21 protein-coding genes, 1 tRNA gene and 1 pseudogene are annotated in these 21,144 nt (G+C 71.2%); 11 read left to right on the top strand and 12 right to left on the bottom strand.

Translation table 11 applies throughout. From position 1 onward, the window contains the following. Positions 1-139: 139 nt before the first annotated feature. Both KV394_RS02180 and KV394_RS02185 read left to right on the top strand, forming a co-directional pair. Positions 140-712: a helix-turn-helix domain-containing protein gene (locus KV394_RS02180; protein WP_247982193.1), complete on the top strand. Its 573-nt coding sequence runs from the start codon at positions 140-142 to the stop codon at positions 710-712. Then, positions 699-1,811, top strand: coding sequence for a site-specific integrase (locus KV394_RS02185; RefSeq protein WP_247982194.1), 1,113 nt, complete (start codon positions 699-701; stop codon positions 1,809-1,811). Before KV394_RS02180 ends, KV394_RS02185 begins: the two co-directional genes overlap by 14 nt. Before the next feature lie 62 nt (positions 1,812-1,873). On the opposite strand, the gene KV394_RS02190 is transcribed toward KV394_RS02185, so the two are convergent. Both KV394_RS02190 and KV394_RS02195 read right to left on the bottom strand, forming a co-directional pair. After that, positions 1,874-1,964, bottom strand: a tRNA-Ser gene (locus KV394_RS02190). Between the two features lie 45 nt (positions 1,965-2,009). After that, the gene (locus tag KV394_RS02195) at positions 2,010-3,056 is read right to left on the bottom strand and encodes a hypothetical protein (protein WP_247982195.1); all 1,047 of its coding nucleotides are present in this window, start codon (positions 3,054-3,056) and stop codon (positions 2,010-2,012) included. Positions 3,057-3,196: 140 nt separating this feature from the next. On the opposite strand from KV394_RS02195, the gene KV394_RS02200 reads away from it, so the two are divergent. The 3 genes from KV394_RS02200 to KV394_RS02210 are packed head-to-tail and all read left to right on the top strand — an operon-like array spanning position 3,197 to position 4,918. Further along, positions 3,197-3,973 (top strand): hypothetical protein, encoded by a 777-nt coding sequence (locus KV394_RS02200; protein ID WP_136034697.1) that lies wholly within the window; start codon positions 3,197-3,199, stop codon positions 3,971-3,973. A gap of 37 nt (positions 3,974-4,010) precedes the next feature. Beyond that, a complete protein-coding gene (locus KV394_RS02205) occupies positions 4,011-4,487 on the top strand; it encodes a MogA/MoaB family molybdenum cofactor biosynthesis protein (protein ID WP_136044460.1) in 477 nt (158 codons plus the stop codon). Continuing rightward, complete coding sequence (locus tag KV394_RS02210; protein WP_247982196.1) at positions 4,484-4,918, top strand: molybdenum cofactor biosynthesis protein MoaE; 435 nt, start codon at positions 4,484-4,486, stop codon at positions 4,916-4,918. The genes KV394_RS02205 and KV394_RS02210 overlap by 4 nt, the downstream gene beginning before the upstream one ends. Before the next feature lie 25 nt (positions 4,919-4,943). Here the strand turns inward: KV394_RS02210 and KV394_RS02215 are convergent, their stop codons facing one another. The 6 genes from KV394_RS02215 to KV394_RS02240 are packed head-to-tail and all read right to left on the bottom strand — an operon-like array spanning position 4,944 to position 8,919. After that, on the bottom strand, positions 4,944-5,177 hold the full coding sequence (locus KV394_RS02215) for a MoaD/ThiS family protein (protein ID WP_247982197.1): 234 nt from the start codon (positions 5,175-5,177) through the stop codon (positions 4,944-4,946). After that, positions 5,177-5,452, bottom strand: a complete 276-nt coding sequence (locus KV394_RS02220) for a DUF6457 domain-containing protein (RefSeq protein ID WP_247982198.1) — start codon at positions 5,450-5,452, stop codon at positions 5,177-5,179. The genes KV394_RS02215 and KV394_RS02220 overlap by 1 nt, the downstream gene beginning before the upstream one ends. Then, entirely contained in the window at positions 5,449-6,054 is a 606-nt protein-coding gene (gene mobA, locus KV394_RS02225; RefSeq protein ID WP_247982199.1) for a molybdenum cofactor guanylyltransferase, read from the bottom strand. Before mobA ends, KV394_RS02220 begins: the two co-directional genes overlap by 4 nt. Continuing rightward, a complete protein-coding gene (gene moaC, locus KV394_RS02230) occupies positions 6,051-6,524 on the bottom strand; it encodes a cyclic pyranopterin monophosphate synthase MoaC (protein ID WP_247982200.1) in 474 nt (157 codons plus the stop codon). Before moaC ends, mobA begins: the two co-directional genes overlap by 4 nt. Further along, positions 6,521-7,747: a molybdopterin molybdotransferase MoeA gene (locus KV394_RS02235; RefSeq protein ID WP_247982201.1), complete on the bottom strand. Its 1,227-nt coding sequence runs from the start codon at positions 7,745-7,747 to the stop codon at positions 6,521-6,523. The genes moaC and KV394_RS02235 overlap by 4 nt, the downstream gene beginning before the upstream one ends. Further along, complete coding sequence (locus tag KV394_RS02240) at positions 7,744-8,919, bottom strand: ThiF family adenylyltransferase (protein ID WP_247982202.1); 1,176 nt, start codon at positions 8,917-8,919, stop codon at positions 7,744-7,746. Before KV394_RS02240 ends, KV394_RS02235 begins: the two co-directional genes overlap by 4 nt. Before the next feature lie 163 nt (positions 8,920-9,082). Here KV394_RS02240 and KV394_RS02245 point away from each other — a divergent pair, with 163 nt between their 5' ends. The 4 genes and pseudogenes from KV394_RS02245 to KV394_RS17425 all read left to right on the top strand — a co-directional run. Continuing rightward, positions 9,083-9,472 carry a TOBE domain-containing protein gene (locus tag KV394_RS02245; RefSeq protein WP_136045174.1) on the top strand — a complete coding sequence of 130 codons (390 nt, stop codon included), beginning with the start codon at positions 9,083-9,085 and terminating at the stop codon, positions 9,470-9,472. Beyond that, entirely contained in the window at positions 9,469-10,236 is a 768-nt protein-coding gene (modA, locus tag KV394_RS02250) for a molybdate ABC transporter substrate-binding protein (RefSeq protein ID WP_247982203.1), read from the top strand. The genes KV394_RS02245 and modA overlap by 4 nt, the downstream gene beginning before the upstream one ends. Before the next feature lie 10 nt (positions 10,237-10,246). Continuing rightward, positions 10,247-11,065, top strand: coding sequence for an ABC transporter permease (locus KV394_RS02255; protein ID WP_136045176.1), 819 nt, complete (start codon positions 10,247-10,249; stop codon positions 11,063-11,065). Positions 11,066-11,166: 101 nt separating this feature from the next. Continuing rightward, positions 11,167-11,590, top strand: a pseudogene (locus KV394_RS17425) (ATP-binding cassette domain-containing protein); the annotation flags it as partial. Positions 11,591-11,871: 281 nt separating this feature from the next. Here KV394_RS17425 and narI read toward each other — a convergent pair. Genes narI through KV394_RS02280 form a run of 4 tightly spaced genes read right to left on the bottom strand, consistent with a single transcriptional unit; the run spans position 11,872 to position 18,711 of the window. Beyond that, a complete protein-coding gene (gene narI, locus KV394_RS02265) occupies positions 11,872-12,627 on the bottom strand; it encodes a respiratory nitrate reductase subunit gamma (protein WP_247982205.1) in 756 nt (251 codons plus the stop codon). Further along, complete coding sequence (narJ, locus tag KV394_RS02270) at positions 12,624-13,265, bottom strand: nitrate reductase molybdenum cofactor assembly chaperone (RefSeq protein ID WP_247982206.1); 642 nt, start codon at positions 13,263-13,265, stop codon at positions 12,624-12,626. The genes narI and narJ overlap by 4 nt, the downstream gene beginning before the upstream one ends. A gap of 59 nt (positions 13,266-13,324) precedes the next feature. Next, a complete protein-coding gene (narH, locus tag KV394_RS02275; protein ID WP_136045180.1) occupies positions 13,325-14,962 on the bottom strand; it encodes a nitrate reductase subunit beta in 1,638 nt (545 codons plus the stop codon). Continuing rightward, positions 14,959-18,711, bottom strand: coding sequence for a nitrate reductase subunit alpha (locus KV394_RS02280; RefSeq protein WP_407665452.1), 3,753 nt, complete (start codon positions 18,709-18,711; stop codon positions 14,959-14,961). The genes narH and KV394_RS02280 overlap by 4 nt, the downstream gene beginning before the upstream one ends. A 129-nt stretch (positions 18,712-18,840) precedes the next feature. On the opposite strand from KV394_RS02280, the gene KV394_RS02285 reads away from it, so the two are divergent. After that, entirely contained in the window at positions 18,841-20,079 is a 1,239-nt protein-coding gene (locus tag KV394_RS02285; protein ID WP_136045182.1) for an MFS transporter, read from the top strand. A 3-nt stretch (positions 20,080-20,082) separates the two neighbouring features. Further along, a complete protein-coding gene (gene moaA / locus KV394_RS02290; protein ID WP_247982208.1) occupies positions 20,083-21,141 on the top strand; it encodes a GTP 3',8-cyclase MoaA in 1,059 nt (352 codons plus the stop codon). Positions 21,142-21,144 lie beyond the last annotated feature (3 nt).

The following is a 21,144-nucleotide window of genomic DNA, read 5'->3' on the forward strand; positions in this document are numbered from 1 at the left end:
TCGTTCATCGCGTGCTGCTCCGGTCCGGGCGATCTTGTGTTGTGTAGACACAGTACCAGGTTGTGTCTGGATTACACAAGTTAGTTCAGTTTGACTCAGCTTTTGCCGCGATGAGGGAAGCCGTGCCTAGACTGCACACATGTCACAGCGACCAAGTGACGGCCTCGGGTCTCGCCTTGCCTACTACCGAAAGCTCGCCGGCCTGAGCGCCGAAAGACTGAGCCAACGCGTCCCGATGTCTCGCGCCGTCATTGCCAATATCGAGAGCGGTCGCAAGAGAGACGTCACTGTCGACGAGATGCTGGCACTTGCGTGGGCGCTGGACATCCCACCAGTGGCCCTCGCGCTGCCGGTCGAGCAGCCGAACGTGTTTCTTGAAACCGCGAGTGGAGAAACTCGCACTGAGTCGGCGCGGGCACACGCGGCAATCGACTGGTTCATGACCGGAAAGAAGCCCGGTGGGGCCTCGACACCGCAGCAGATGATCGCAACGACCCGCCTGCGAATGCTCCGTGATTACTACTCGACTCAGGCCCAACTTGCGAGGGCAGAAGCGGCAACAGCGAACGGTGATGATTCCGCCAACTGGTCAGCCATCGCAGAGGAGCAGCGAATCCGCCTGCGGGATCTGACCGAGGAACTAGCTGGGCTCGGCATCGACCTCACCTATTACAAGATCGATGAGACTGGCCTTCCCGATGGCGACGATTGAGGAGTACACGGCGGGCGGCAAGACGCTCTATCGGGTGCGCTATCGGACGCCTGATCGGAAGCAGACGTCTAAGCGCGGGTTCAAGACGAAACGCGATGCGCGTGAGTTCATGCACAGCATCGAGTCGTCGAAGAGCATGGGCACGTTCGTCGACCCAGCGGAGAGCAAAGTCACGATCGGCGTTCTGGGGGCCGCGTGGCTTTCCGGCCAGTCTCACCTCAAACCCTCATCATTGAGGCCCGTAGAGAGCGCATGGCGGCTCTACGTCGAACCATACTGGGGCGCCCGCAGTATTGGCACCCTCAAGCACAGCGAGGTGCAGGCTTGGGTGACCAAGCTGACCGCTGACCTATCGCCCACGTCGGTGCTGCGCATTTATGGCGTGCTGGCCGGAATCCTCGACGTGGCCGTCAAGGACAGGCGATTGCCCTCAAATCCGGCCCGCGGTGTCAACCTGCCGCGCAAGACCGCAATGCGCAAGACGTATCTGACGCACGAGCAGGTGGCTCGTCTTGCTGCTGCTGCTGGTCGGCACTCGCTGGTGGTAGAGGTGCTTGCCTACACGGGCCTGCGTTGGGGTGAAGTGACCGGGCTTCGAGTGCGGGACGTCGATGTCGTGCAGCGCAGATTGAACGTGCATGAGAACGCGGTGATGGTCGGCTCGAAGGTGCATGTGGGCACGCCGAAGACACATGCCTCTCGTTCGGTTCCCTACCCGGCGTTCCTGGCTGACGAGCTCTCGAAGGTGGTGGCTTCACGTCCGTCTCAGGAGTCGATCGTTTTCGGGGACGGGTTCGATCACATGCGCCTGCCGAACTCGCGTGACGGCTGGTTTGCGGCCTCAGTGAAGCGAGTGCAGGCCCTCGATCCGAGCTTCCCGAAGGTCACTCCCCACAGCCTCCGCCACACCGCTGCTTCACTGGCGATCTCCGCCGGCGCGAACGTCAAGGCAGTCCAGCGGATGCTTGGCCACGCGTCTGCGGCCATGACCCTGGACGTGTACAGCGACCTATTTGACGACGACCTAAACGCCGTGGCGGACGCGCTAGATCAGGCACGCTCCCGAGTGAATGTGTCCATGGACGTGTCCAACGACTGACTCCCGGCAAAGAAAAAGCCCCGCGATCCCAGTGTTTCCAACGGGATGCGGGGCTTCTATTCTGGCGGTGACGGTGGGATTTGAACCCACGGTAGGGGGTTACCCTACACAACTTTTCGAGAGTTGCACCTTCGGCCGCTCGGACACGTCACCGCGGATCAGTTTACGACAGACGGGGCGGCCGCGCGAATCGAGCGGTCACCAGGCCGCGGCGACCGCGGCGTGCGTGCGGAGGATGCCCTCGGTCGAGCCGGCGGGGGCGCGACCGATGCCGCACTCGGTGGCGACGCCGAACGCCGGCACGTACGGGGCCGCTGCGGCGATCCGTCGACGCGCGCCCTCCTCGCCGTCCTCCCGGTGCACGAGGCCGAGGTACAGCTCGTCCACGGGCTCGAGCTGTGCGAGCGGAGCGAAGTAGGCCGCGTCGTCGTGGGCGATCGGCACCGGGAGGTGCAGCCACGTGAGCGGTCGGGAGCTCGCGGCGGCCACGGCGTTCGCGTAGCGCACGAGGTTCCCGGCGTCGGACGGCTCGAAGAAGTGCTTCTCCCCCGCGTCGCCGTAGCAGAGGTGCACCCCCACCTCGACGTCGGCGGGCACCGCGTCGACGAGGGCGGCGAGGCGCGACACCAGCCCGTCGAACGGGTCGCCCGGCCACCACGCCTCCATGACCGCGCCGTAGCCCGACGCGCGTTCGATGATGCCCATCTCGCTGGCCACGTCCCACTGCACGGCGAGGTCGTGGTGCGGGATCCCGGCGAGGATCTCATCGAGCTCGCGCAGGATGGCCGCGGTGTACACCGGCTCGATCGCCGCGCGGTCGTCGCCGTGGAAGAACGAGGAGATCACGGCGAGCGGCGTGGGCAGCGACACCTGGAACCGGGTGCCCGGCGCCACGGCACCCTCCTCGCGGAGCCGGGTGAACAGGGCATACGACTCGAGAGCCGCCTCGGCATACCCGAGCGGGGGCAGCTCGATGCGCGCGGGGTCGACGCCCTCGGCGAGGCGGAGCCCCCGCGCGTCGATGCCGCCCGGGAACGGGATGGGCTCGTCGCCGATCCGCTCGATGCCGTCGGCCCGGCCGATCACGTCGGGCTGGAACATGATCCAGTGGAACCGCTTGCCGACCTCGCCGTCGGGGAGGCGGCGCAGGCGGTCGCCCAGCAGCTCCGCCGCCGTGCGCATCGTGGTCTCGGCGTCGTCGTAGTTCACACTGCCCACGAGAAGGGCACCCTGGGGCTGCGTCATCGCCCCAGGATATCGGTGGGGTGCGGCGCGACCGCCCGCACCTTTTACCCGGTCGTGGCGCCCGGCACCTCCGCACCAGCCGGTTAGGATTGCCTAAGAACCCGCCGTCTTGGGGTGGCATCGACGGGAAGGACAGCAGCATGGCATTCATCACCTCGGAGGCTCTCGCCGACACCGGCTACGTCGTCCTCGACGACGACACGAGCCCCATCGATCCCGCCGAGTGGCGCGACCTGGAGTACGTCGGCTGGCGCTCGTCCGGCATCACCCGCTTCGCCCCGCTCACCAGCTACGCGGGCGACATCGACTGCAACGGCTTCTGGAACCGCACGCCTCCCCGCACCGACAAGGACGGCGTGTGGATCGACGCGCAGGTCGCGATCGCGCCGACGCTGCAGAGCCGGGCGCTGGAGCCGGGCGCGGGCATCGGCCGGTGCCGCGTGATCGAGCTGCAGCCCAACGACTACGCCGACGCGATCTACAACCTGCACCAGGACGACAACAACCGGCTCAACGAACCGGGCACGGGCTGGGTGGTGCGCGGCTACGTCAACCTCACCGACGACACGGAGTCGATGCTCATCCTCCGCTCCGACCGCTTCGACCCCGCGACCGAGGTGCGTCTGCCCCTGCACGCCGGCTCCCGCATCGTGATCGACACGCAGCGGTTCTGGCACGCCGTGTGGCACCGCGGCACGGCCCCGCGGTACGCCCTCATCACGTCGTGGACCAGCGGCCCCGAGCTCGACGCCTACATCGCCGCGCACCACGGAGACCCGCACCCGCCCACCGTCGAGCTCGACCCGCGCCTGGTCGAGGCCGCGCAGGTGGAGATGCACCGCCGCATCGAGGAGCGCCGCCGCGCGTTCGAGGCGCAGGGCATCGTGATGGAGCCGCCCGTCGACATGAGCGTCTGACCTCGATGTCCCGCCGCCGCGCCGCTACGCTCGCCTCATGATCACCGCCGCCGTGCTCACCGTGTCCGACCGCTCCGCCGCCGGAACGCGCATCGACGAGGCCGGACCGCTCGCGGTGACAGCCCTTCGCGACGCCGGCTACCGCTGTGACGAGCCGACCGTGGTGCCCGACGGCGCCGAGTCCGTGGAACAGGCGCTGCGCGCGCTCCTCACCCGCGGAGCCCGGCTGATCGTCACCACCGGCGGCACCGGAGTCGCCCCGCGCGACGCGACCCCGGAGGGCACCGCCCGCGTGCTCAACGTCGAGCTGCCCGGCATCGCCGAAGAACTGCGGCGCCGGGGCGCGGCCGCACTCCCCACCGCCCTGCTCGGCCGCGGTCTCGCGGGGATCGCCGGCGGCGCGCTCATCGTCAACCTTCCCGGCTCCCCCGGTGGTGTGCGCGACGGCATGCCCGTGATCCTGTCGGTCGCCGCGCACGTGATCGCCCAGCTCGACGGCGAGGACCACGCATGACGGTCGCCCTGGCCGTGATCAGCGCGGAACCGCTGTCGCTCGACGCGCACCTCGCCGCGGTGGACCACCCCGGGGCAGGAGCGGTCACGACGTTCCTCGGCCGCGTGCGCGACCACGACCCGGACGCGCACGGCGAGGTCGTGGCCCTCGAGTACACCGCGCACCCCGACGCCGAGCGCATCCTCGGCGCCATCGCCGCCCACGCCGTCTCGATCGGGGAGACCGGTGAGGCCGTCGTGGCGGTGAGCCACCGCGTCGGACGGCTTCCCGTCGGCTCCGCGGCCGTCGTGATCGCCGTCTCCGCCGCCCACCGCGACGAGGCGTTCGCCGTGTGCCGCGAGACCATCGAGGCAATCAAGCGCGACCTGCCCGTCTGGAAGCGTCAGGTCGAGGCCGACGGCACCACGGCGTGGAAGGGCCTCGGCGGCTGACGATCCCGCCGCGCGGTCACCGGCGTCACCCTCCGGCGAACGGCGGCAGCACGTCGACCGTTCCCGCTCCGGCGAGCGCGAATCCGTCGTCCGCCCTGACCCCGTCCACCAGCAGGGCGCAGCGGTCGAGGATGACCGCGAGCGCCGGGTGCGCGTGGATCAGCGCGACGCGCAGCGCCCCGACGGTGTCGGCCTCCGTGGTCTCCTCCTCGACACCCGCGGCGTCCTGGGCGGCGGCGAAGTAGCGGACGGTGGGCATCAGCCGCGCGTCCCGTGCGCGTTCGCGAGCTCGACGACCGCGGCGACCGTCGCGCGCACATCATCGGGCGATCCGCCCGCCCGTCCGGCGACCAGTCCAGCCACGAAGGCACTGAGCGGGGCGGCCGGGCGGGCGACGCCGTTGGCCACGTCGCGCGCCAGGTCGAGGATCAGCGCGGTCGGGATGTCCTCCGCAACGAGGTCGAAGCGTGCCCGCAGCTCGGCGGCCCATGCGTCCAGCGCCTCCGGCGGCAGCGTGCGGTGCGTCTCGGTCATCGGGTCTCCTCCTCTTCGCCCCCGGCCCGAGCCAGGTCGGCGGGTTCGTCGATGTCGGCGGTGATGCCATCCTCGTCGTCGAGCCGTGCGAGGGCGAGCCCTCCGAGCAGTCCGCGCATCGACGATCCGCTGACGGAGGAAAGCCCGACCAGCGCCGCCCGCACCGCGGCCGTGCGATACAGCCCGGCGAGCCACTGCGGATGCCCGCCCGCCGTGAACACCCACCCGTCCCCGCTCTCCCCGTCGTCCGCACTCTCGAGCCGCGCGGACGTGAGACGGGCGACCACGCGATCCGGGTGCACCAGGTCGCCGGCGAGCACGAACGTCCAGTCCGCCGCCACCTCGGGCACGGCCGCCGCGACTCCGGCCGCCGGCCCGCCGAGCGGCGGATCCTCGCGCACCCAGCGCACCTCCGCCGCCGCATCCAGCACCGGCCCCACCGCATACACCGGCGCCGCACCGGCACGGTCCAGCGCGTGTAGCGTCCGAGCCAGCAGTGTCTCGCCGCCGATCATCAGCAGCGGCTTCACCGCACCACCCATCCGCCGCCCCCGACCGCCCACGAGCACGATCGCGGCGGCCGACGGCACCCCGGCGGTCACTCCTCCGGCCTCCGCCACGAGCCGCTGCGGCCGCCCTCCTTGGCGGTGATGCGCACGTGCTCGATCGACGCGGAACGGTCCACGCCCTTGATCATGTCGACCACGGCCAGCGCGGCGACCGAGACCGCCGTGAGCGCCTCCATCTCCACACCCGTGCGGTCGGCGGTGCGGACGGTCGCCGTGATGCGCACGCCCTCGTCGACGATGTCGAGGTCGACCACCGCCCCGTGCACGCCGATCACGTGCGCGAGGGGCAGCAGCTCCGGCGTGCGCTTGGCGGCCTGGATGCCGGCGATGCGGGCCACCGCGAGCACGTCGCCCTTCGGTACCCCGCCGTCGCGCAGCAGCGTCACGGTCTCGGGCGCGCAGCGCACCAGGCCGGCCGCGGACGCCGCGCGCACGGTGGGCTGCTTGTCGGTCACGTCGACCATGCGCGCGTGCCCCGCGGAGTCCAGGTGGGTGAACGTCATGTCAGCTCCATCACATCGACGAGGTCCCCGACCGACACCCGATCGACGTCGGCGGGAACGATGGCGTAGGCGGTGGCGGCGGCGAGGCCGACCGCGAGGTGGGAGCCCGAACCTCCCCGGGTCGCGGGATGCACCCGGCCCTCGGCGTCGAGCACGGCGGGCAGGTACTGGCGTCGGCCGGGCGGCGTCGGCCACTCCGCTCCGGCGGGGGCTCTGCGCACGGGCCGGTGGATCATGCTCCGCCCCTGCAGGCGCAGCAGCGCGGGCCGTACGAAGACCTCGAACGAGACGGCGGCGCTCACGGGGTTGCCGGGCAGCCCGAACAGCAGCGTGCCGCGCGCGGTCACCCCGAACCCCTGCGGTTTGCCCGGCTGCATCGCCACCCGGACGAACTCCATCGCGGCACCCAGGCTCTGGCGCACGGGCTCGTACGCGCCCGCACTGACCCCGCCGGAGAAGATGACCGCGTCCGCTCCGAGCTCCTCGGCCCGGGCCACCGCAGACGCAGGCCCGCCCGGCTCGTCGCCGACCACCTCGCGCAGGATCACTTCCGCCCCGGCCTCGACGGCGAGTTCCGCGAGCAGCAGGCCGTTCGACTCCGGGATCTGGCCGCGGCGCAGCGGCTCCCCCGGTGCCACGAGCTCCGCCCCCGTGGAGACGACCGCGACCCGGGGGCGCGGAGCCACGGCGACCCGGTCGATACCGACCGACGCCAGCGCGGCGAGCTGCCGGGCGCCGAGCAGCGTGCCCGCGGCGAGCGCGAGACTTCCCGCCGCGGCGTCCTCACCCGCGCGACGGACGTGAGCACCCGCCTGTCGCGGAGCACTCCGGACCACGACCTCGTCGAGCGAGTCCGCCAGGCCGCCGACCGTGTCCTCGAAGGGCACGACCGTATCGGCGTCGGAGGGCAGCGGGGCCCCGGTCATGATGCGGACGGCGGATCCGGGCGGAAGCTCCGGGTCGTCGCCACTCCCCGCGGGCACATCCGCCACGACCCGCAGCGTCACGGGGCGGGTGACGGACGCGCCCGTCACCTCGGTGAAGCGCACCGCGAACCCGTCCATGGCCGAGTTGTCGAACGCGGGGACGGCGTTGCGCGCGCGTGCGGGCTCCGCGAGCGTCGAGCCCACGGCGTCGGAGAGCCGCCGCTCCACCGGCGGACGTGGCTCGACCGCCGCGAGCACGAGCGCCAGCTGCTCCTCGACGCCGCGCAGGCCGCTCATCGCGCGCCCCACGCATCCATGCCGCCCGCGAGCACCACGGCATCCGCACCCGCGGCCCGCAGCGCGGCGGCAGCCCGAGCGGCACGCATACCGGCCTGGCACACGACGACGATGCGATCGTCCGCCGCGAACTCGTGCGGGCGGGCGAGCACCTCGCCGAGCGGGGTGTGCCGCGCGCCGGGGATCATGCCCGTCGCGACCTCCGCGGCCTCGCGCACGTCGAGCACCACGGCACCCGCGTCGACCTCGGCGGCGAGCGCCGCAGGGGCGATGTGCGGCGGGACGGCAGGCGCGGAAGCGGGCGTGGCGTCCTCGCGTCCGGGCCCCGCGGCTCCGCGAGAGCCCGCGGGCCGCTGAGCACCCGCGGTCACGCCGGTCGCAGAGCCGTCGGCGGGCGGGACCGTCCCGCGACCCCGCAGCGGCACCTCGCTCATCCGGCCGCGCAGCGCGTCGATCAGCAGCACCCGCCCGAGCAGGGGATCGCCGATGCCCGCGACGAGCTTGATCGCCTCCATCGCCAGCACGGATCCGACCTGCAGGCACAGCGCCCCGAGCACCCCGACGGCGGCGCACGACGGCAGCTCACCGACCTCCTCCGGCGGGTACAGATCGCCCAACACCACGGGTGCGACGTCGGCGGGCGGGTCCGACCAGAACACGGTGACCTGCGCGGCGAACTCCTGCACCACGCCCCACACGAGCGGAACGCCGAGGCGCTCGCACGCGGAGGCCACGAGCGCGCGGGTCTCGAAGGTGTCGGAGCCGTCGATCACGAGGTCGGCTCCGGCCAGGAGCTCCTCCGCGTTCTGCGTGGTGAGGCGGCGGCGCACGGGGCGGACGGTCGTCTCCGGGGACAGCTCGGCGGCGACCCGCACGGCGCTGTCCGCCTTGGGCGCCCCCACGTCGACGATCCGGTGCAGCACCTGACGCTGCAGGTTGGACAGCTCCACCACGTCGTCGTCGATCACCGTGAGCGTGCCGATCCCCGCCGCCGCGAGCGCCAGCACGACGGGCGACCCGAGTCCGCCTGCTCCCACGACGGCGATGTGCGCTGCCGCGAGCCGGCGCTGCCCGAGCTCGCCGAGGCCGGCCAGCACCAGGTGCCGCGCGGTCCTCGCGGCCTCGACAGGACGGAGCTCCGCGACGGGCTCGACCAGCGGAGGCAGGGGCATGGGCTCAGGCTACCCCGCGTCCTCCGACGGGCGGGCGGGGTTCACCCGGGGGAATTGTCCGGAGCGGTCGAGCGCCCTGCACCGTCGCCTCCGATCCGCACTTGCGGACTTTCTCCGGCGAAACCCCTGGATCTGCGGATCACACCGCTCTAGGCTCTCGGCCATGGTCAGCTATCGGATCGCGGAGGCCGCACGGCTGCTCGGCGTGAGCGACGACACGGTGCGCCGGTGGATCGACCAGGGGGCGCTCCCCGTGACCGACGACAGCCCCGCGCGCATTCCCGGCGACGCCCTCGCCCGCCACGCCGTCGACCTCGCCGCCACCCCGCCGACGCCGGGCGACGTGCTGTCCAGCGCCCGCAACCGGTTCACGGGCCTGGTGACCCGCGTGCAGATCGACGGCGTCATGGCCCAGGTCGACATCCAGGCCGGTCCGCACCGCTTCGTCTCCCTGCTGTCCGCCGAGGCCGCCACCGAGCTCGACCTGCAGCCCGGCTCGCTCGCGGTCGCCGTCATCAAGGCGACCACCGTGATCGTGGAGACTCCCCGATGAGGCGCGCCCCGGTGCTCGCGGCGAGCGCCCTCGCGGTCGCCCTCGCCCTGACCGGCTGCGCCGCCCCGGAGTCGACGTCGCCCTCCCCCACGTCGGCGGACGAGCTCACCGGCGAGGTCACCGTGTTCGCCGCCGCGTCGCTCCGCGCCGCGTTCGACGAGATCGCCGACGCCTTCCACGACGCGCACCCCGCCGTCACGGTCGCCCCCATCGTCTACGACGGGTCGAGCGTGCTGGTGACACAGCTCGCGGAGGGCGCGCACGCCGATGTCCTGGCCACCGCCGACGAGCGCACGATGAAGGAGGTCGTGGACGCCGGACTCGCCTCCGCTCCGCGGCTCTTCGCCACCAACACCCTCGTCGTCGCCATGCCGACGGGAAACCCCGGCGACGTCCTCGGCGTCGAGGATCTGGCCGACGTCACCACCGTGCTGTGCGCGCCCGAGGTGCCGTGCGGAGCGGCCTCGCAGACGCTGCTCGACGCGGCCGGCGTGACCGTGAGACCGGCCAGTCTCGAGCAGAACGTCACGGGAGTGCTGCAGAAGATCCTCGCGGGTGAGGCGGACGCGGGCCTGGTCTACGCGACCGACGTGATCGGAGAGGACGTCGAGAGCTTCTCGCCGCCGGGCACGGAGAAGGCGATGAACCGCTACCCGATCGTCGCACTCGGCGACGCCACCGCCGCGGGCGCGGCCTTCGCCGATTTCGTCCTCGGGCCAGAGGGACGACGGATCCTCGCCGATCACGGGTTCGGCGCCCCGTGACCTTGGCATCATGACGCCCCTGCGCCGCGCGGACACCGGAGCCGCACCACCGTTCCTCGTCATCGCGCCCGCCGTGCTCGGCATGCTCCTGCTGGCCCTGCCCCTGATCGCCCTGCTCGCCCGCGCCTCCTGGGGAACGCTGTGGGCCGACATCACCTCGCCCGTCGCGGTCGACGCCCTGCGTCTGTCGCTTGTGACCGGGCTCGCCGCCACCGCGCTGTGCCTCGTCCTGGGGCTCCCGCTCGCGCTGCTCATCGCCCGCTCCGGCCCACGCACCTCCGCGATCCTGCGTGCCGTCGTCGCAGTGCCGCTCGTGCTGCCCCCGATGGTCGGCGGGGTCGCGCTGCTGTTCCTGCTGGGTCGCACGAGCCCACTCGGCCGTCTCGTCGCGGACTGGTTCGGCACCGGCATCCCGTTCACACCGGCCGCGGTCGTGCTCGCCCAGGCGTTCGTCGCGCTGCCGTTCCTCGTGCTCGCGGTCGAGGGCACCATCCGCAGCACCGGCAGCCGCTACGAACGCACGGCCGCGACCCTCGGCGCCTCCCCCGCCGTGGTGCTGTGGCGGGTGACACTGCCCCTTGCGACGCCCGGCATCGTCGCCGGCGTGATCCTGTGCTTCGCGCGGGCCATCGGCGAGTTCGGGGCGACCGCCCTGTTCGCCGGCAACGCCCCCGGGGTCACGCAGACCATGCCGCTCGCGATCTACACCGCGTTCAACGGCGCGGGGACCGGCCGGGAGACCGCCGTCGCCCTGTCGATCCTGCTGCTGGGCTGCGCGGTCCTCGTGCTGCTGCTCGTGCGGGCCTGGCGGCCGGGAGCCGTGCGATGACCGCGGGCGCGCACGCGGGACGGCTCGACGCGCGGGTCGTGGTCCATCGCGCCCATCTCGACGTCGCGCTCGGTGTCGCTGCGGGCGAGTGCGTGGCGATCATGGGTCCGAGCGGCGCCGGCAAGACCACGATCCTCTCCGCGATCGCCGGTCTCCTCCGTATCGACGACGGTCACGTCGACCTCGACGGCGCACGCCTCTCGGGTGCCGCACCCCGCGCGGCTCGTGCCGTGCACGTGCCGCCGTCCCGTCGAGCCGTCGGGCTCCTCGGGCAGGACGCGCTGCTGTTCCCGCACCTGACCGCGGCGGAGAACATCGCCTTCGCCGCCCGCGCCGCCGGCTCGAACCGGACGGCCGCCAGCGAGACCGCCGACGCCTGGATGACGCGCATTGGCCTTGACGGACTCGGCCCCCGGCGCCCCCACGAACTCTCCGGAGGTCAGCGCCAGCGTGTCGCCCTCGCCAGGGCTCTGGCGGCCCGCCCCCGGCTGCTGCTGCTGGACGAGCCGTTCACGTCGCTCGACGTGGAGGCCGCGGCCCAGCTGCGCGCGGTCATGCACGAGCAGCGCGGCAGCACCACGACCGTCCTCGTGACGCACGGCATCGTCGACGCCCAGTCCCTCGCGACGCGCCTCGTCATCGTGCAGGACGGCCGCGTGGTGCAGGACGGCCCCGTGGCCGACGTGCTGTCCGTCCCCGCATCATCGTTCGTCGCCGCGGTCGCCGAATCCGCTCGCTGACTCTCACCACCCCGAGCGCGACGCCGCCGTCCGCGCGATGCGCCGCCCCACCCGACGACGGCGGTGTCAGGGCCGCCGCAGCCGTGCCGCGTCCGGCGTCGACACCGGGTCCCATCCGCGCTTCGGCGCCCGGGTGCCGCGCTGGTCGTCACGCGAGCGGTACACGATGTACGGACGGAACAGGTAGCCGACCGGTGCCGAGAACACGTGCACGAGCCGCGTGAACGGCCACAGCGCGAACAGCAGCGTCGCCGTGAACACGTGGAGCTGGAACAGCAGCGGCACGTCGACCATGAGATCGGGGCGCGGCTGCAGGATGATGAGCTGCCGGATCCACGGCGACACCGTCTCACGGTAGTGGAAGCCGCCGCCGAACACCTGGTAGACGACCGTCGCCGCGGTGCCGAACAGCAGCGTGGCGCCGAGGAAGACGTACATCACCTTGTCCATCACGGTCGTCGCGAGGAACACCGCGGCGACCGTGCGTCGCCGGTAGATGAGGATCGCCAGGCCCGCGAGGGTGAGGATCGCCGCCGCCGTCCCGAGCACGGTCGCGCCGACGTGGTACATCTCCTCGGTGATCCCGATCGCATACAGCCACTCCCGCGGGATGAGCAGACCCACCACGTGCCCCGCGATCACCATCAGGATGCCCAGGTGGAACATGGGCGAGCCCCACCGCAGCAGGCGGTTCTCGTAGGTCTGCGACGATCGCGTCGTCCAGCCGAACTTGTCGTACTTGTAGCGCCAGATGTGGCCGAGGACGAACACCGCCGCGCACACGTAGGGCACGACCACCCACAGGACGATCTCCAGACTCATCGCGACTCCCTCGCTCGGAATGCGGGCATCGGCAGGCTCAGCCCCACGGTCTCGGCGGGCGGCCCCTCGTTCACCAGCGCCAGGACACGCTCCCGCGTCGCCTGGTCGACCTTCGGCAGCGAGAGCGTCACCGCCCTGACCACGTCCGCCCAGCGGCTACCCCCGTCCTCCAGCGCGGCCCGCAGCACCTCGACGCCCTCGCGATGCGCCGACAGCAGAGCGTCTGCGACGGGGGACGCGGAGCGCGCGGAGAACTCCAGCACCGCCGGCAGGTAGTCCGGCAGCTCGGCGGCGTCGAACTCCCACCCTGCCGCGCGATACGCCTCCAGGAACGTGACGAGCGCCGTCCCGCGGCGCCGCGTGTCCCCGGTCGCGTAGTAGCTCAGGTACAGCGAGCACTTGCGCTTCAGGTCGAACGTCGTGACGTACTCGCGCTGCACCGCCGTCGGCCCGACCTCCACGGCTCCGTCGAGGAAACGGATCAGCGGCTCGGCGACCGGCTGCGGCAGTCCGGCGGCGTGCGCGCGCAGGGTCCCCGCACGGTCGAACCAGGGGGCATCGGGGTAGTCGAGCAGCAGGGACGCCAGCATGTGCACCGTGCGGCGCTGCGTGCCCGACAGGACAGCCGGCGTCAGCACCTCGGGCAATGGTCGCCGCGGGGTGACCCGCCCTCGCTCTCGCACCGGGAGGACGCTGCTCACTTCTCCGCCTCCGGCGGGAACAGCCCGCCCGGCCGACCGTTGCCGTCCCAGTTCAGCAGGTTCACCCGCCCGGGCGTCGACGGTCGATCCGCGGTCTGCCGATCCGCGAGCACGTGGAAGTTCTCCACCGCGACCGGCGTGGGATATCCGCTGTTCTCACCGAACGGGCCCGCACCGCCCATGCCGGGGCCGTCCTCGTAGTCGAGCGAGCAGGCCATCTCCTCCAGCTCGTGCGCCCGCTCGGCGTGCGCCGCCGGGATGACGTAGCGCTCCTCGTACTTCGCGATCGCGAGCAACCGGTACATCTCCTCGATCTCGGCCCCCGTCATGCCCACCGCGTGCGCGATGCGCTCGTCGCGCTCGTCGTCGAGGTTCACCCCGCGCATGTACGACCGCATCGCGGCGAGCTTGCGCAGCGACGCATCGACGGGCTGCACGTCGCCGGCCGTGAACATCTCCGCGAGGTAGCCGATCGGGATGCGGAGCTTGTCGATCGCGGCGAACAGCGTTCGCGCGTCCTCCCCGTCGTTGCCGGAGCCGGTGACCACGTCGACCACGGGCGACAGCGGCGGGATGTACCAGACCATCGGCATCGTGCGGTACTCGGGGTGCAGCGGCAGCGCCACCCGGTACTTCTGGATCAGCTTGTGGATGGGGCTGCGCTGCGCGGCCTCGATCCAGTCCTCGGGGATGCCGTCGCGGCGGGCGGCCTCGACCACCGCAGGGTCGTTCGGGTCGAGGATGATCGAGCGCTGCGCGTCCAGCAGCTCGTGCTCGTCCTCGACCGCGGCGGCCTCGGCGACCCGGTCCACGTCGTAGAGCACGAGCCCGAGATAGCGCAGTCGTCCGACGCAGGTCTCCGAGCAGACCGTCGGCAGCCCCACCTCGATGCGGGGATAGCACATGGTGCACTTCTCGGCCTTGCCGGTCTTGTGGTTGAAGTAGACCTTCTTGTACGGGCAGCCCGACACGCACATGCGCCATCCACGGCACGCATCCTGATCCACCAGCACGATGCCGTCCTCCTCGCGCTTGTACATCGCGCCCGAAGGACACGACGCCACGCAGGACGGGTTCAGGCAGTGCTCGCAGATGCGCGGCAGGTAGAACATGAAGGCCTTCTGGAACTCGGCCTCCACCTGCTCGCTCATCTTCTTCAGGATCGGGTCGTCGTGCATGGTCTCGAGCGAGCCGCCGAGATCGTCGTCCCAGTTGGCCGACCACGAGATCTTCATGTCCTTGCCCGTGATGAGGCTCTTCGGCCGGGCGACCGGCGTGTGCTCGCCGCTGGGCGCGTTGACGAGCATGTCGTAGTCGTAGGTCCACGGCTCGTAGTAGTCGTCCATGCCGGGCAGCTTCGGGTTGGAGAAGATGCGCATGAGCTTGGCGAGCCGGCCGCCGCTGCGCAGCCGGAGCCGACCGCGCTTGTCACGCACCCAGCCGCCGCCCCACTTCTCCTGGTCCTGGTAGCCGCGCGGGTACCCGACGCCCGGCCTGGTCTCCACGTTGTTGAACCACACGTATTCCATGCCCGTGCGGTTGGTCCACGCCTGCTTGCACGTGACCGAGCACGTGTGGCATCCGATGCACTTGTCGAGATTCATCACCATCGACATCTGAGCCATGACCTTCATCGGTACCGCACCTCCTGATCGCGGCGGCGGATCGTGGTGACCTCGTCGCGCTGGTTCCCCGTCGGACCCAGGTAGTTGAACGCCCAGGCGAGCTGCGCGTAGCCGCCGATGAGGTGGCTCGGCTTGAGCAGGATCCGCGTGAGCGAGTTGTGGATGCCACCGCGCTGGCCGCTGACCTCGGAGATCGGCACATCCACCGTGCGGTCCTTCGCGTGGTACATGTACACCGTTCCCTCCGGCATCCGGTGCGACACGTTCGCCCGAGCGACCACGACGCCGTTGCGGTTGTACGACTCGATCCAGTCGTTGTCGCGCACGCCGATCTTGGCCGCGTCCTGCGGGCTCATCCAGATCGTGGGCCCGCCGCGCGAGAGAGACAGCATGAACAGGTTGTCCTGGTACTCGGAGTGGATCGACCATTTGGAGTGCGGGGTCAGATACCGCACGTGCACCTCGGCGGCGCTGCTGGTGCCCGGCACCACGTCGTCGAACAGCCGGTGCATGTCGAGCGGGGGGCGGTAGATCGGCAGCGCCTCGCCGAGCTCGTCCATCCAGTCGTGGTCGAGGTAGAAGTGCTGGCGCCCGGTGAGCGTGTGCCACGGCTTGAGGTGCTCGACGTTGATCGCGAACGCGGTGTAGCGCCGTCCGCCGTGCTCCGATCCCGACCACTCGGGAGACGTGATCACGCTGCGCGGCTGCACCGACACGTCGTTGAAGGTGAGCTGCGTGCCCTCGTGCTCATCCGCGAGGAACGCCATCCGCTGACCGGTGTGCTCCTCGAGGGCGTGGAAGCCCTGCACCGCGAGTCGCCCGTTGCTCGTACCGGAGAACGCGAGGATCAGCTCGCACGCGCGGCGGTCGGTGTCGAGGCGCACGGACCCCGCGTACGGCCCGCTCTCCACGACACCGTTGACCCTCTTCAGCTTCTCGATCTCCGGCTCGGCGCGGTACGTGATGCCCTTCGTCGTCATGCCCAGCTTCTGTGTGAGCGGGCCGAGCGCCTTCCATCGCTCGTGCAGGTTCGGGTAGTCCCGCTCCACCACGGCGAGCTTCGGCATGGTCACTCCCGGGACCCGCGGCAGATCCTGCACCCGGCCGTGCGGCGTCGCCATCACATCCGGCGTATCGTGCTGCAGCGGCGTCGCGACGAGGTCCTTCCGCACACCGAGGTGCGTGCGGGCCATCGCACTGAACTTCTCGGCTAGCAACCCGAACACGTCGAAGTCGGTCTTCGTCTGCCAGGGGGGCGCGATCGCCGGGTTGAACGCGTGGATGAAGGGGTGCATGTCGGTCGAGGAGAGGTCGTGCTTCTCGTACCAGGTCGCCGCCGGCAGCACGATATCGCTGAACAGCGTCGTGCTGGTCATCCGGAAGTCGGCCGTCATCAGCAGGTCGAGCTTGCCCTCGGGAGCCCGGTCGCGCCACGTCATGGTCGCCGGGCGGGACCCGGGCGACGCCTCGGCGGCACGCACCGACGCGTCGGTGCCGAGCAGGTGCTTCAGGAAGTACTCGTTGCCCTTGCCGGACGAGCCGAGGATGTTCGCGCGCCACACCAGCACGATGCGGGGGAAGTTCTCCGGGGCGTCGGGATCCTCCACCGCGAACCGGAGGGACCCGTCGTTCAGGCTGTCGACGACGTGCTGCGCCGGCTCCTTGCCGAGCGCCTCGGCCTCGTCGCACAGGTCGAGCGGGTTGCGGTCGAACGTCGGGTAGCTCGGCATCCATCCGCGCTGCACCGACTCGACCAGGCAGTCGGCGGTCGTGCGCCCCGTGAAGCGCCCGGTGCCCAGTGGCGAGGCGAGCCGGTCCGCCGGCAGCCCGTCGTAGCGCCACTGGTCCGTGGCGAGGTACCAGAAGGCGGTGCCGATCGTGTGCCGGGGAGGGCGGCCCCAGTCCGCGGCCGCGGCGTACTGCTGGTAGCCCGTGATCGGCCGCACCTTCTCCTGTCCCACGTAGTGCGCCCAACCGCCGCCGTTCACCCCCTGACAGCCGGTCATCGTCGTCAGCGCGAGGAACGTGCGGTAGATCGTGTCGGAATGGAACCAGTGGTTGGTCCCCGCGCCCATCAGGATCATCGACCGGCCGCCGGAGCGCTCGGCGTTGTCGGCGAACTCGCGCGCGATGCGCAGGGCCTGCGCGGCGGGCACCGAGGTGTGCTCCTCCTGCCACGCGGGGGTGCCCGGGGTGCTCGCGTCGTCGTAGCCGGACGGCCACTCGCCGGGAAGGGCGTCGCGGCCCACGCCGTACTGCGCGAGCATCAGGTCGAACACCGTGGTCACACGGCGCCCGGCGACCGTGCGCACGGGGACGCCGCGCACCACCACGCCCGAGCCGCCGGCGTGCTCCTGGCCGGGCTCGGGGTCGAGGTCGAACCGCGGCAGGCGCACCTCCGCCGCCTCGGTCCCTCCGGGGAGATCGGCGATCGACAGCGGCGGCACGACGTCGCCGAGGTCGAGATTCCACGCGCCCTTGCCCTCCGGGGAGAAGCGGTGCCCGAGCGATCCGTTCGGCACCACCGGCGTGCCGTCCGCGTCGAGCAGCACGGGCTTGAACTCGGCGCGCGCCTGCGCCGCTGTGTCGCCGTCGAGGTCGGACGCCGTGACGAACTTGCCGGGCACCAGCCCGCCGTCCCGCTCCTCCAGAGCCACCAGGAACGGGGCATCGGTGTAGCGGCGCATGTACTCCTCGAACCGCGGCGTGCGCTTGTCGACGAAGTGCTCGCGCAGGATGACATGACCCATGGCGAGGGCCAGCGCCGCATCGGTGCCCGGGTGCGGGGCGACCCACTCATCGGCGAACTTCGTGTTGTCGGTGTAGTCCGGCGACACGGTGACGACCTTCTGCCCGCGGTACCGCGCCTCGGCCATGAAGTGGGCGTCGGGCGTGCGCGTGACCGGGACGTTCGAGCCCCACATGATGAGGTAGCCCGCGTTCCACCAGTCCGCCGACTCCGGCACGTCGGTCTGGTCGCCGAACACCTGCGGGCTCGCGACCGGGAGGTCGGCGTACCAGTCGTAGAACGACAGCATCGTGCCGCCCAGCAGGTTCAGGAACCGGGAGCCGGCGCCGTGCGACACCATCGACATCGCGGGGATCGGCGAGAACCCGGCGATCCGATCCGGGCCGTGGGTCTTCACCGTGTGCACGTGCGCCGCGGCCGCGATCTCCATGACCTCGTCCCAGCTCGTGCGGATGAGACCGCCCTTGCCGCGCACGCGCTTGTACGACTGCGCTTTCTCCGGATCCTCCACGATCGATGCCCAGGCATCCACCGGGTCGGCGTGCACGGCACGGGCCTCGCGATAGAGCCGGGCCAGTGTGTCGCGGATGTACGGATAGCGCACGCGCGTCGGCGAGTAGGTGTACCAGCTGAACGCGGCACCACGCGGACAGCCGCGAGGCTCGTACTCGGGAGAGTCCGGGCCGATCGAGGGATAGTCGGTCTGCTGCGCCTCCCACGTGATGATGCCGTCCTTGACGTACACCTTCCACGAGCACGAACCGGTGCAGTTCACGCCGTGGGTGGAGCGGACGACCTTGTCGTGCGACCAGCGGTCGCGGTAGAACGCGTCACCCGACCGACCGCCCTCCAAGAACAGCGACCGCAGGTCGGGCGACACCTCACCCGGCCGGAGGAACCGACCCAGATTCAGCAGTCCGTCGGCGAGAGCGCCATCGGTCGCGGGCGGGCTGTCGGATCGGATGCCAGGGGTCACGGCTGCTCCTTCACGCGGCTTTTGACTCAGCATCCTCCCCCCGCCCACGAGGGCGCACAAGGGTACGCCGGGACAAATCACCCGGGCGGAATTAGCACGGGTGATGGCGCCTCCGCGGTCCAGCCGCGAAGCTACTCTCAACGCACGAAGGAGGCTCCACCCATGACTTCTGCTGCTCCCGCCCCGACCGCCGCCCCCGATCAGCTCCGCGGCGGGATGGTCCAGGTCATCCTCGCCACGCTCGCCTCCACCGCGGGCTTCTGGGCGTGGATGGCCATCTCGCCACTGCAGAAGTCCTACGCCGAGCAGATGGGACTCGACGAGGGCCAGATCTCGCTCATGCTCGCGACCCCGGTGCTGGTCGGCGCCCTGGGCCGCATCGTGGTGGGCGCCATGACCGACCGCTTCGGCGGCCGCCGGATGTTCACGTTCGTTCTCCTGGCCTCGGTGCCCGCGGTGCTCCTCGTGGCGCTCGCGGGAGAGATCCGCAGCTTCCCGCTGCTGCTGATCGCCGGCTTCTACCTCGGCGTCGCCGGCACGATCTTCGCGGTCGGCATCCCGTTCTCGAGCGCGTGGTTCCCGCCGTCCCGTCGCGGCTTCGCGAACGGCGTCTTCGGCATGGGCATGATCGGCACGGCGATCTCGGCGTTCTTCACCCCGCGGCTGGCGGAGTCGATCGGCTACCTGCCCACCCATCTGCTCATCGCGGGCGTCCTCGGCGTGTTCGCCGTCGTGTCGTGGGTGCTGCTGCGGGACTCCCCCGTCTGGCGGCCCAACACCGAGCGATTCGTCCCGAAGGTGGTCGGCGCGCTCAAACTCGCCGTGACGTGGGAGATGGCGTTCCTCTACGGCATCGTGTTCGGCGGCTTCGTGGCGTTCTCGACCTTCCTGCCGAAGTACCTCACCACGATCTACCCCGACGACGTGGACGTGGTGGGAGCGGGCACCCGCACCGCCCTGTTCGCCGCCGCCGCCGTGGTCGCGCGCCCGATCGGCGGGGTGCTGGCCGACCGCTTCGGCCCCAAGGTCATCGCGCTCATCTCGCTCGGCGGCATCGTGTCGCTCGCGTACATCGTCGGCCAGCAACCGCCCGAGGGCATCGTCACGGGCGCGACCTTCATCCTCATGGCCGCCGCGATGGGTCTCGGCATGGGCGCCGTCTTCGCGTGGATCGGGCCGTCCACCCCGCCGGAGAAGGTGGGATCCGTGAGCGGCATCGTCGCCGCGGCGGGCGGCCTCGGCGGGTACTTCCCGCCGCTGGTCATGGGCGCGACGTACAACCCCGACACCAACTCCTACTCGCTCGGCCTGTGGCTGCTCGTGTTCGTCGGCGCGTTCGCGCTCGTGGTCGCCGGGATGCTCCGCGACGTCGGTGGACGACGCGCCGCGAGTAAGGTCTGACGCATGACCTCCGTGCCCGTGCAGCTCGGACGCCGCCGGCCCGCCGCGACCGCACCGGCCGCGCACGGGCCGCTGCTCGACACGCACGGGCGGGTACACCGCGACCTGCGGATCTCGCTCACCGACCGCTGCTCGTTGCGCTGCACCTACTGCATGCCGGAGCAGGGGAACGAGTGGCTCGCGCGCTCCTCCATCCTGACGGTCGACGAGATCGTGCGCGTGGCACGGGTGGCGGCGGCGGCCGGTATCACCACGTTCCGGCTCACCGGCGGCGAACCGCTCCTCCGCCCCGACCTGGTGGAGGTCGTCCGCCGCCTGAGCGCGATCGACGAGGGCCACGGACCCGTGCGGGTCGCCATGACCACCAACGGCATCCGCCTCGCCGAGACGCTCGACGCGCTCGCCGACGCGGGGCTCGCGCGACTCAACATCTCCATCGACACGCTGCGCCGCGACCGCTTCGCCGCCCTCACCCGCCGCGACCGGCTCGCCGACGTGCTGCGCGGCATCGCGGCCGCCGCGGCGTCTGACCTTCGCCCGCTCAAGCTCAACACGGTCGCGATGCGCGGCGTGAACGACGACGAGCTGTGCGACCTGGTCGAGTTCGCGATCGCGCACGACGCCGAGCTCCGCTTCATCGAGCAGATGCCCCTCGATGCAGGCCACACGTGGGACCGCGAACGGATGGTCACGCGACAGGAGATCCTCGACGCCCTCGGTCGCCGCTGGGCCCTGACCCCCGTCGCGGGACGCGGTGGAGCCCCGGCCGAGCGCTGGCGCCTGGACGGAGGAGCGGCCACCGTCGGGGTGATCGCCTCGGTCACGGCACCGTTCTGCGGAGACTGCGACCGCCTGCGCCTCACGGCCGACGGGCAGCTGCGGAACTGCCTGTTCTCGTCGCACGAGTTCGATCTGCTGCCGGTGCTCCGCGACACCCGCGCATCGGACCGCGACCTCGACCGCGTGCTGCGCGCGTGCGTCTGGGCGAAGCTCCCCGGTCACGCCATCGACGACCCGGCGTTCCTCCAGCCCGAACGGGGCATGAACGCGATCGGCGGCTGAGCC

The sequence above is a fragment of the Microbacterium sufflavum genome (genome assembly GCF_023101165.1).
Taxonomy (GTDB): domain Bacteria; phylum Actinomycetota; class Actinomycetes; order Actinomycetales; family Microbacteriaceae; genus Microbacterium; species Microbacterium sufflavum.

What these genes read in the sequence shown, in the direction of transcription:
- modA (WP_247982203.1), top strand. Translation starts at nt 9,469, where the DNA reads ATGAGGCGCGCCCCGGTGCTCGCGGCGAGCGCCCTCGCGGTCGCCCTC.
- KV394_RS02185 (WP_247982194.1), top strand. Translation starts at nt 699, where the DNA reads ATGGCGACGATTGAGGAGTACACGGCGGGCGGCAAGACGCTCTATCGG.
- KV394_RS02285 (WP_136045182.1), top strand. Translation starts at nt 18,841, where the DNA reads ATGACTTCTGCTGCTCCCGCCCCGACCGCCGCCCCCGATCAGCTCCGC.
- KV394_RS02245 (WP_136045174.1), top strand. Translation starts at nt 9,083, where the DNA reads ATGGTCAGCTATCGGATCGCGGAGGCCGCACGGCTGCTCGGCGTGAGC.
- KV394_RS02205 (WP_136044460.1), top strand. Translation starts at nt 4,011, where the DNA reads ATGATCACCGCCGCCGTGCTCACCGTGTCCGACCGCTCCGCCGCCGGA.
- KV394_RS02200 (WP_136034697.1), top strand. Translation starts at nt 3,197, where the DNA reads ATGGCATTCATCACCTCGGAGGCTCTCGCCGACACCGGCTACGTCGTC.
- KV394_RS02180 (WP_247982193.1), top strand. Translation starts at nt 140, where the DNA reads ATGTCACAGCGACCAAGTGACGGCCTCGGGTCTCGCCTTGCCTACTAC.
- moaC (WP_247982200.1), bottom strand. Translation starts at nt 6,524, where the DNA reads ATGACGTTCACCCACCTGGACTCCGCGGGGCACGCGCGCATGGTCGAC.
- KV394_RS02210 (WP_247982196.1), top strand. Translation starts at nt 4,484, where the DNA reads ATGACGGTCGCCCTGGCCGTGATCAGCGCGGAACCGCTGTCGCTCGAC.
- KV394_RS02240 (WP_247982202.1), bottom strand. Translation starts at nt 8,919, where the DNA reads ATGCCCCTGCCTCCGCTGGTCGAGCCCGTCGCGGAGCTCCGTCCTGTC.
- KV394_RS02280 (WP_407665452.1), bottom strand. Translation starts at nt 18,711, where the DNA reads ATGCTGAGTCAAAAGCCGCGTGAAGGAGCAGCCGTGACCCCTGGCATC.
- KV394_RS02215 (WP_247982197.1), bottom strand. Translation starts at nt 5,177, where the DNA reads ATGCCCACCGTCCGCTACTTCGCCGCCGCCCAGGACGCCGCGGGTGTC.
- KV394_RS02255 (WP_136045176.1), top strand. Translation starts at nt 10,247, where the DNA reads ATGACGCCCCTGCGCCGCGCGGACACCGGAGCCGCACCACCGTTCCTC.
- KV394_RS02195 (WP_247982195.1), bottom strand. Translation starts at nt 3,056, where the DNA reads ATGACGCAGCCCCAGGGTGCCCTTCTCGTGGGCAGTGTGAACTACGAC.
- moaA (WP_247982208.1), top strand. Translation starts at nt 20,083, where the DNA reads ATGACCTCCGTGCCCGTGCAGCTCGGACGCCGCCGGCCCGCCGCGACC.
- narI (WP_247982205.1), bottom strand. Translation starts at nt 12,627, where the DNA reads ATGAGTCTGGAGATCGTCCTGTGGGTGGTCGTGCCCTACGTGTGCGCG.
- narH (WP_136045180.1), bottom strand. Translation starts at nt 14,962, where the DNA reads ATGAAGGTCATGGCTCAGATGTCGATGGTGATGAATCTCGACAAGTGC.
- KV394_RS02235 (WP_247982201.1), bottom strand. Translation starts at nt 7,747, where the DNA reads ATGAGCGGCCTGCGCGGCGTCGAGGAGCAGCTGGCGCTCGTGCTCGCG.
- KV394_RS02220 (WP_247982198.1), bottom strand. Translation starts at nt 5,452, where the DNA reads ATGACCGAGACGCACCGCACGCTGCCGCCGGAGGCGCTGGACGCATGG.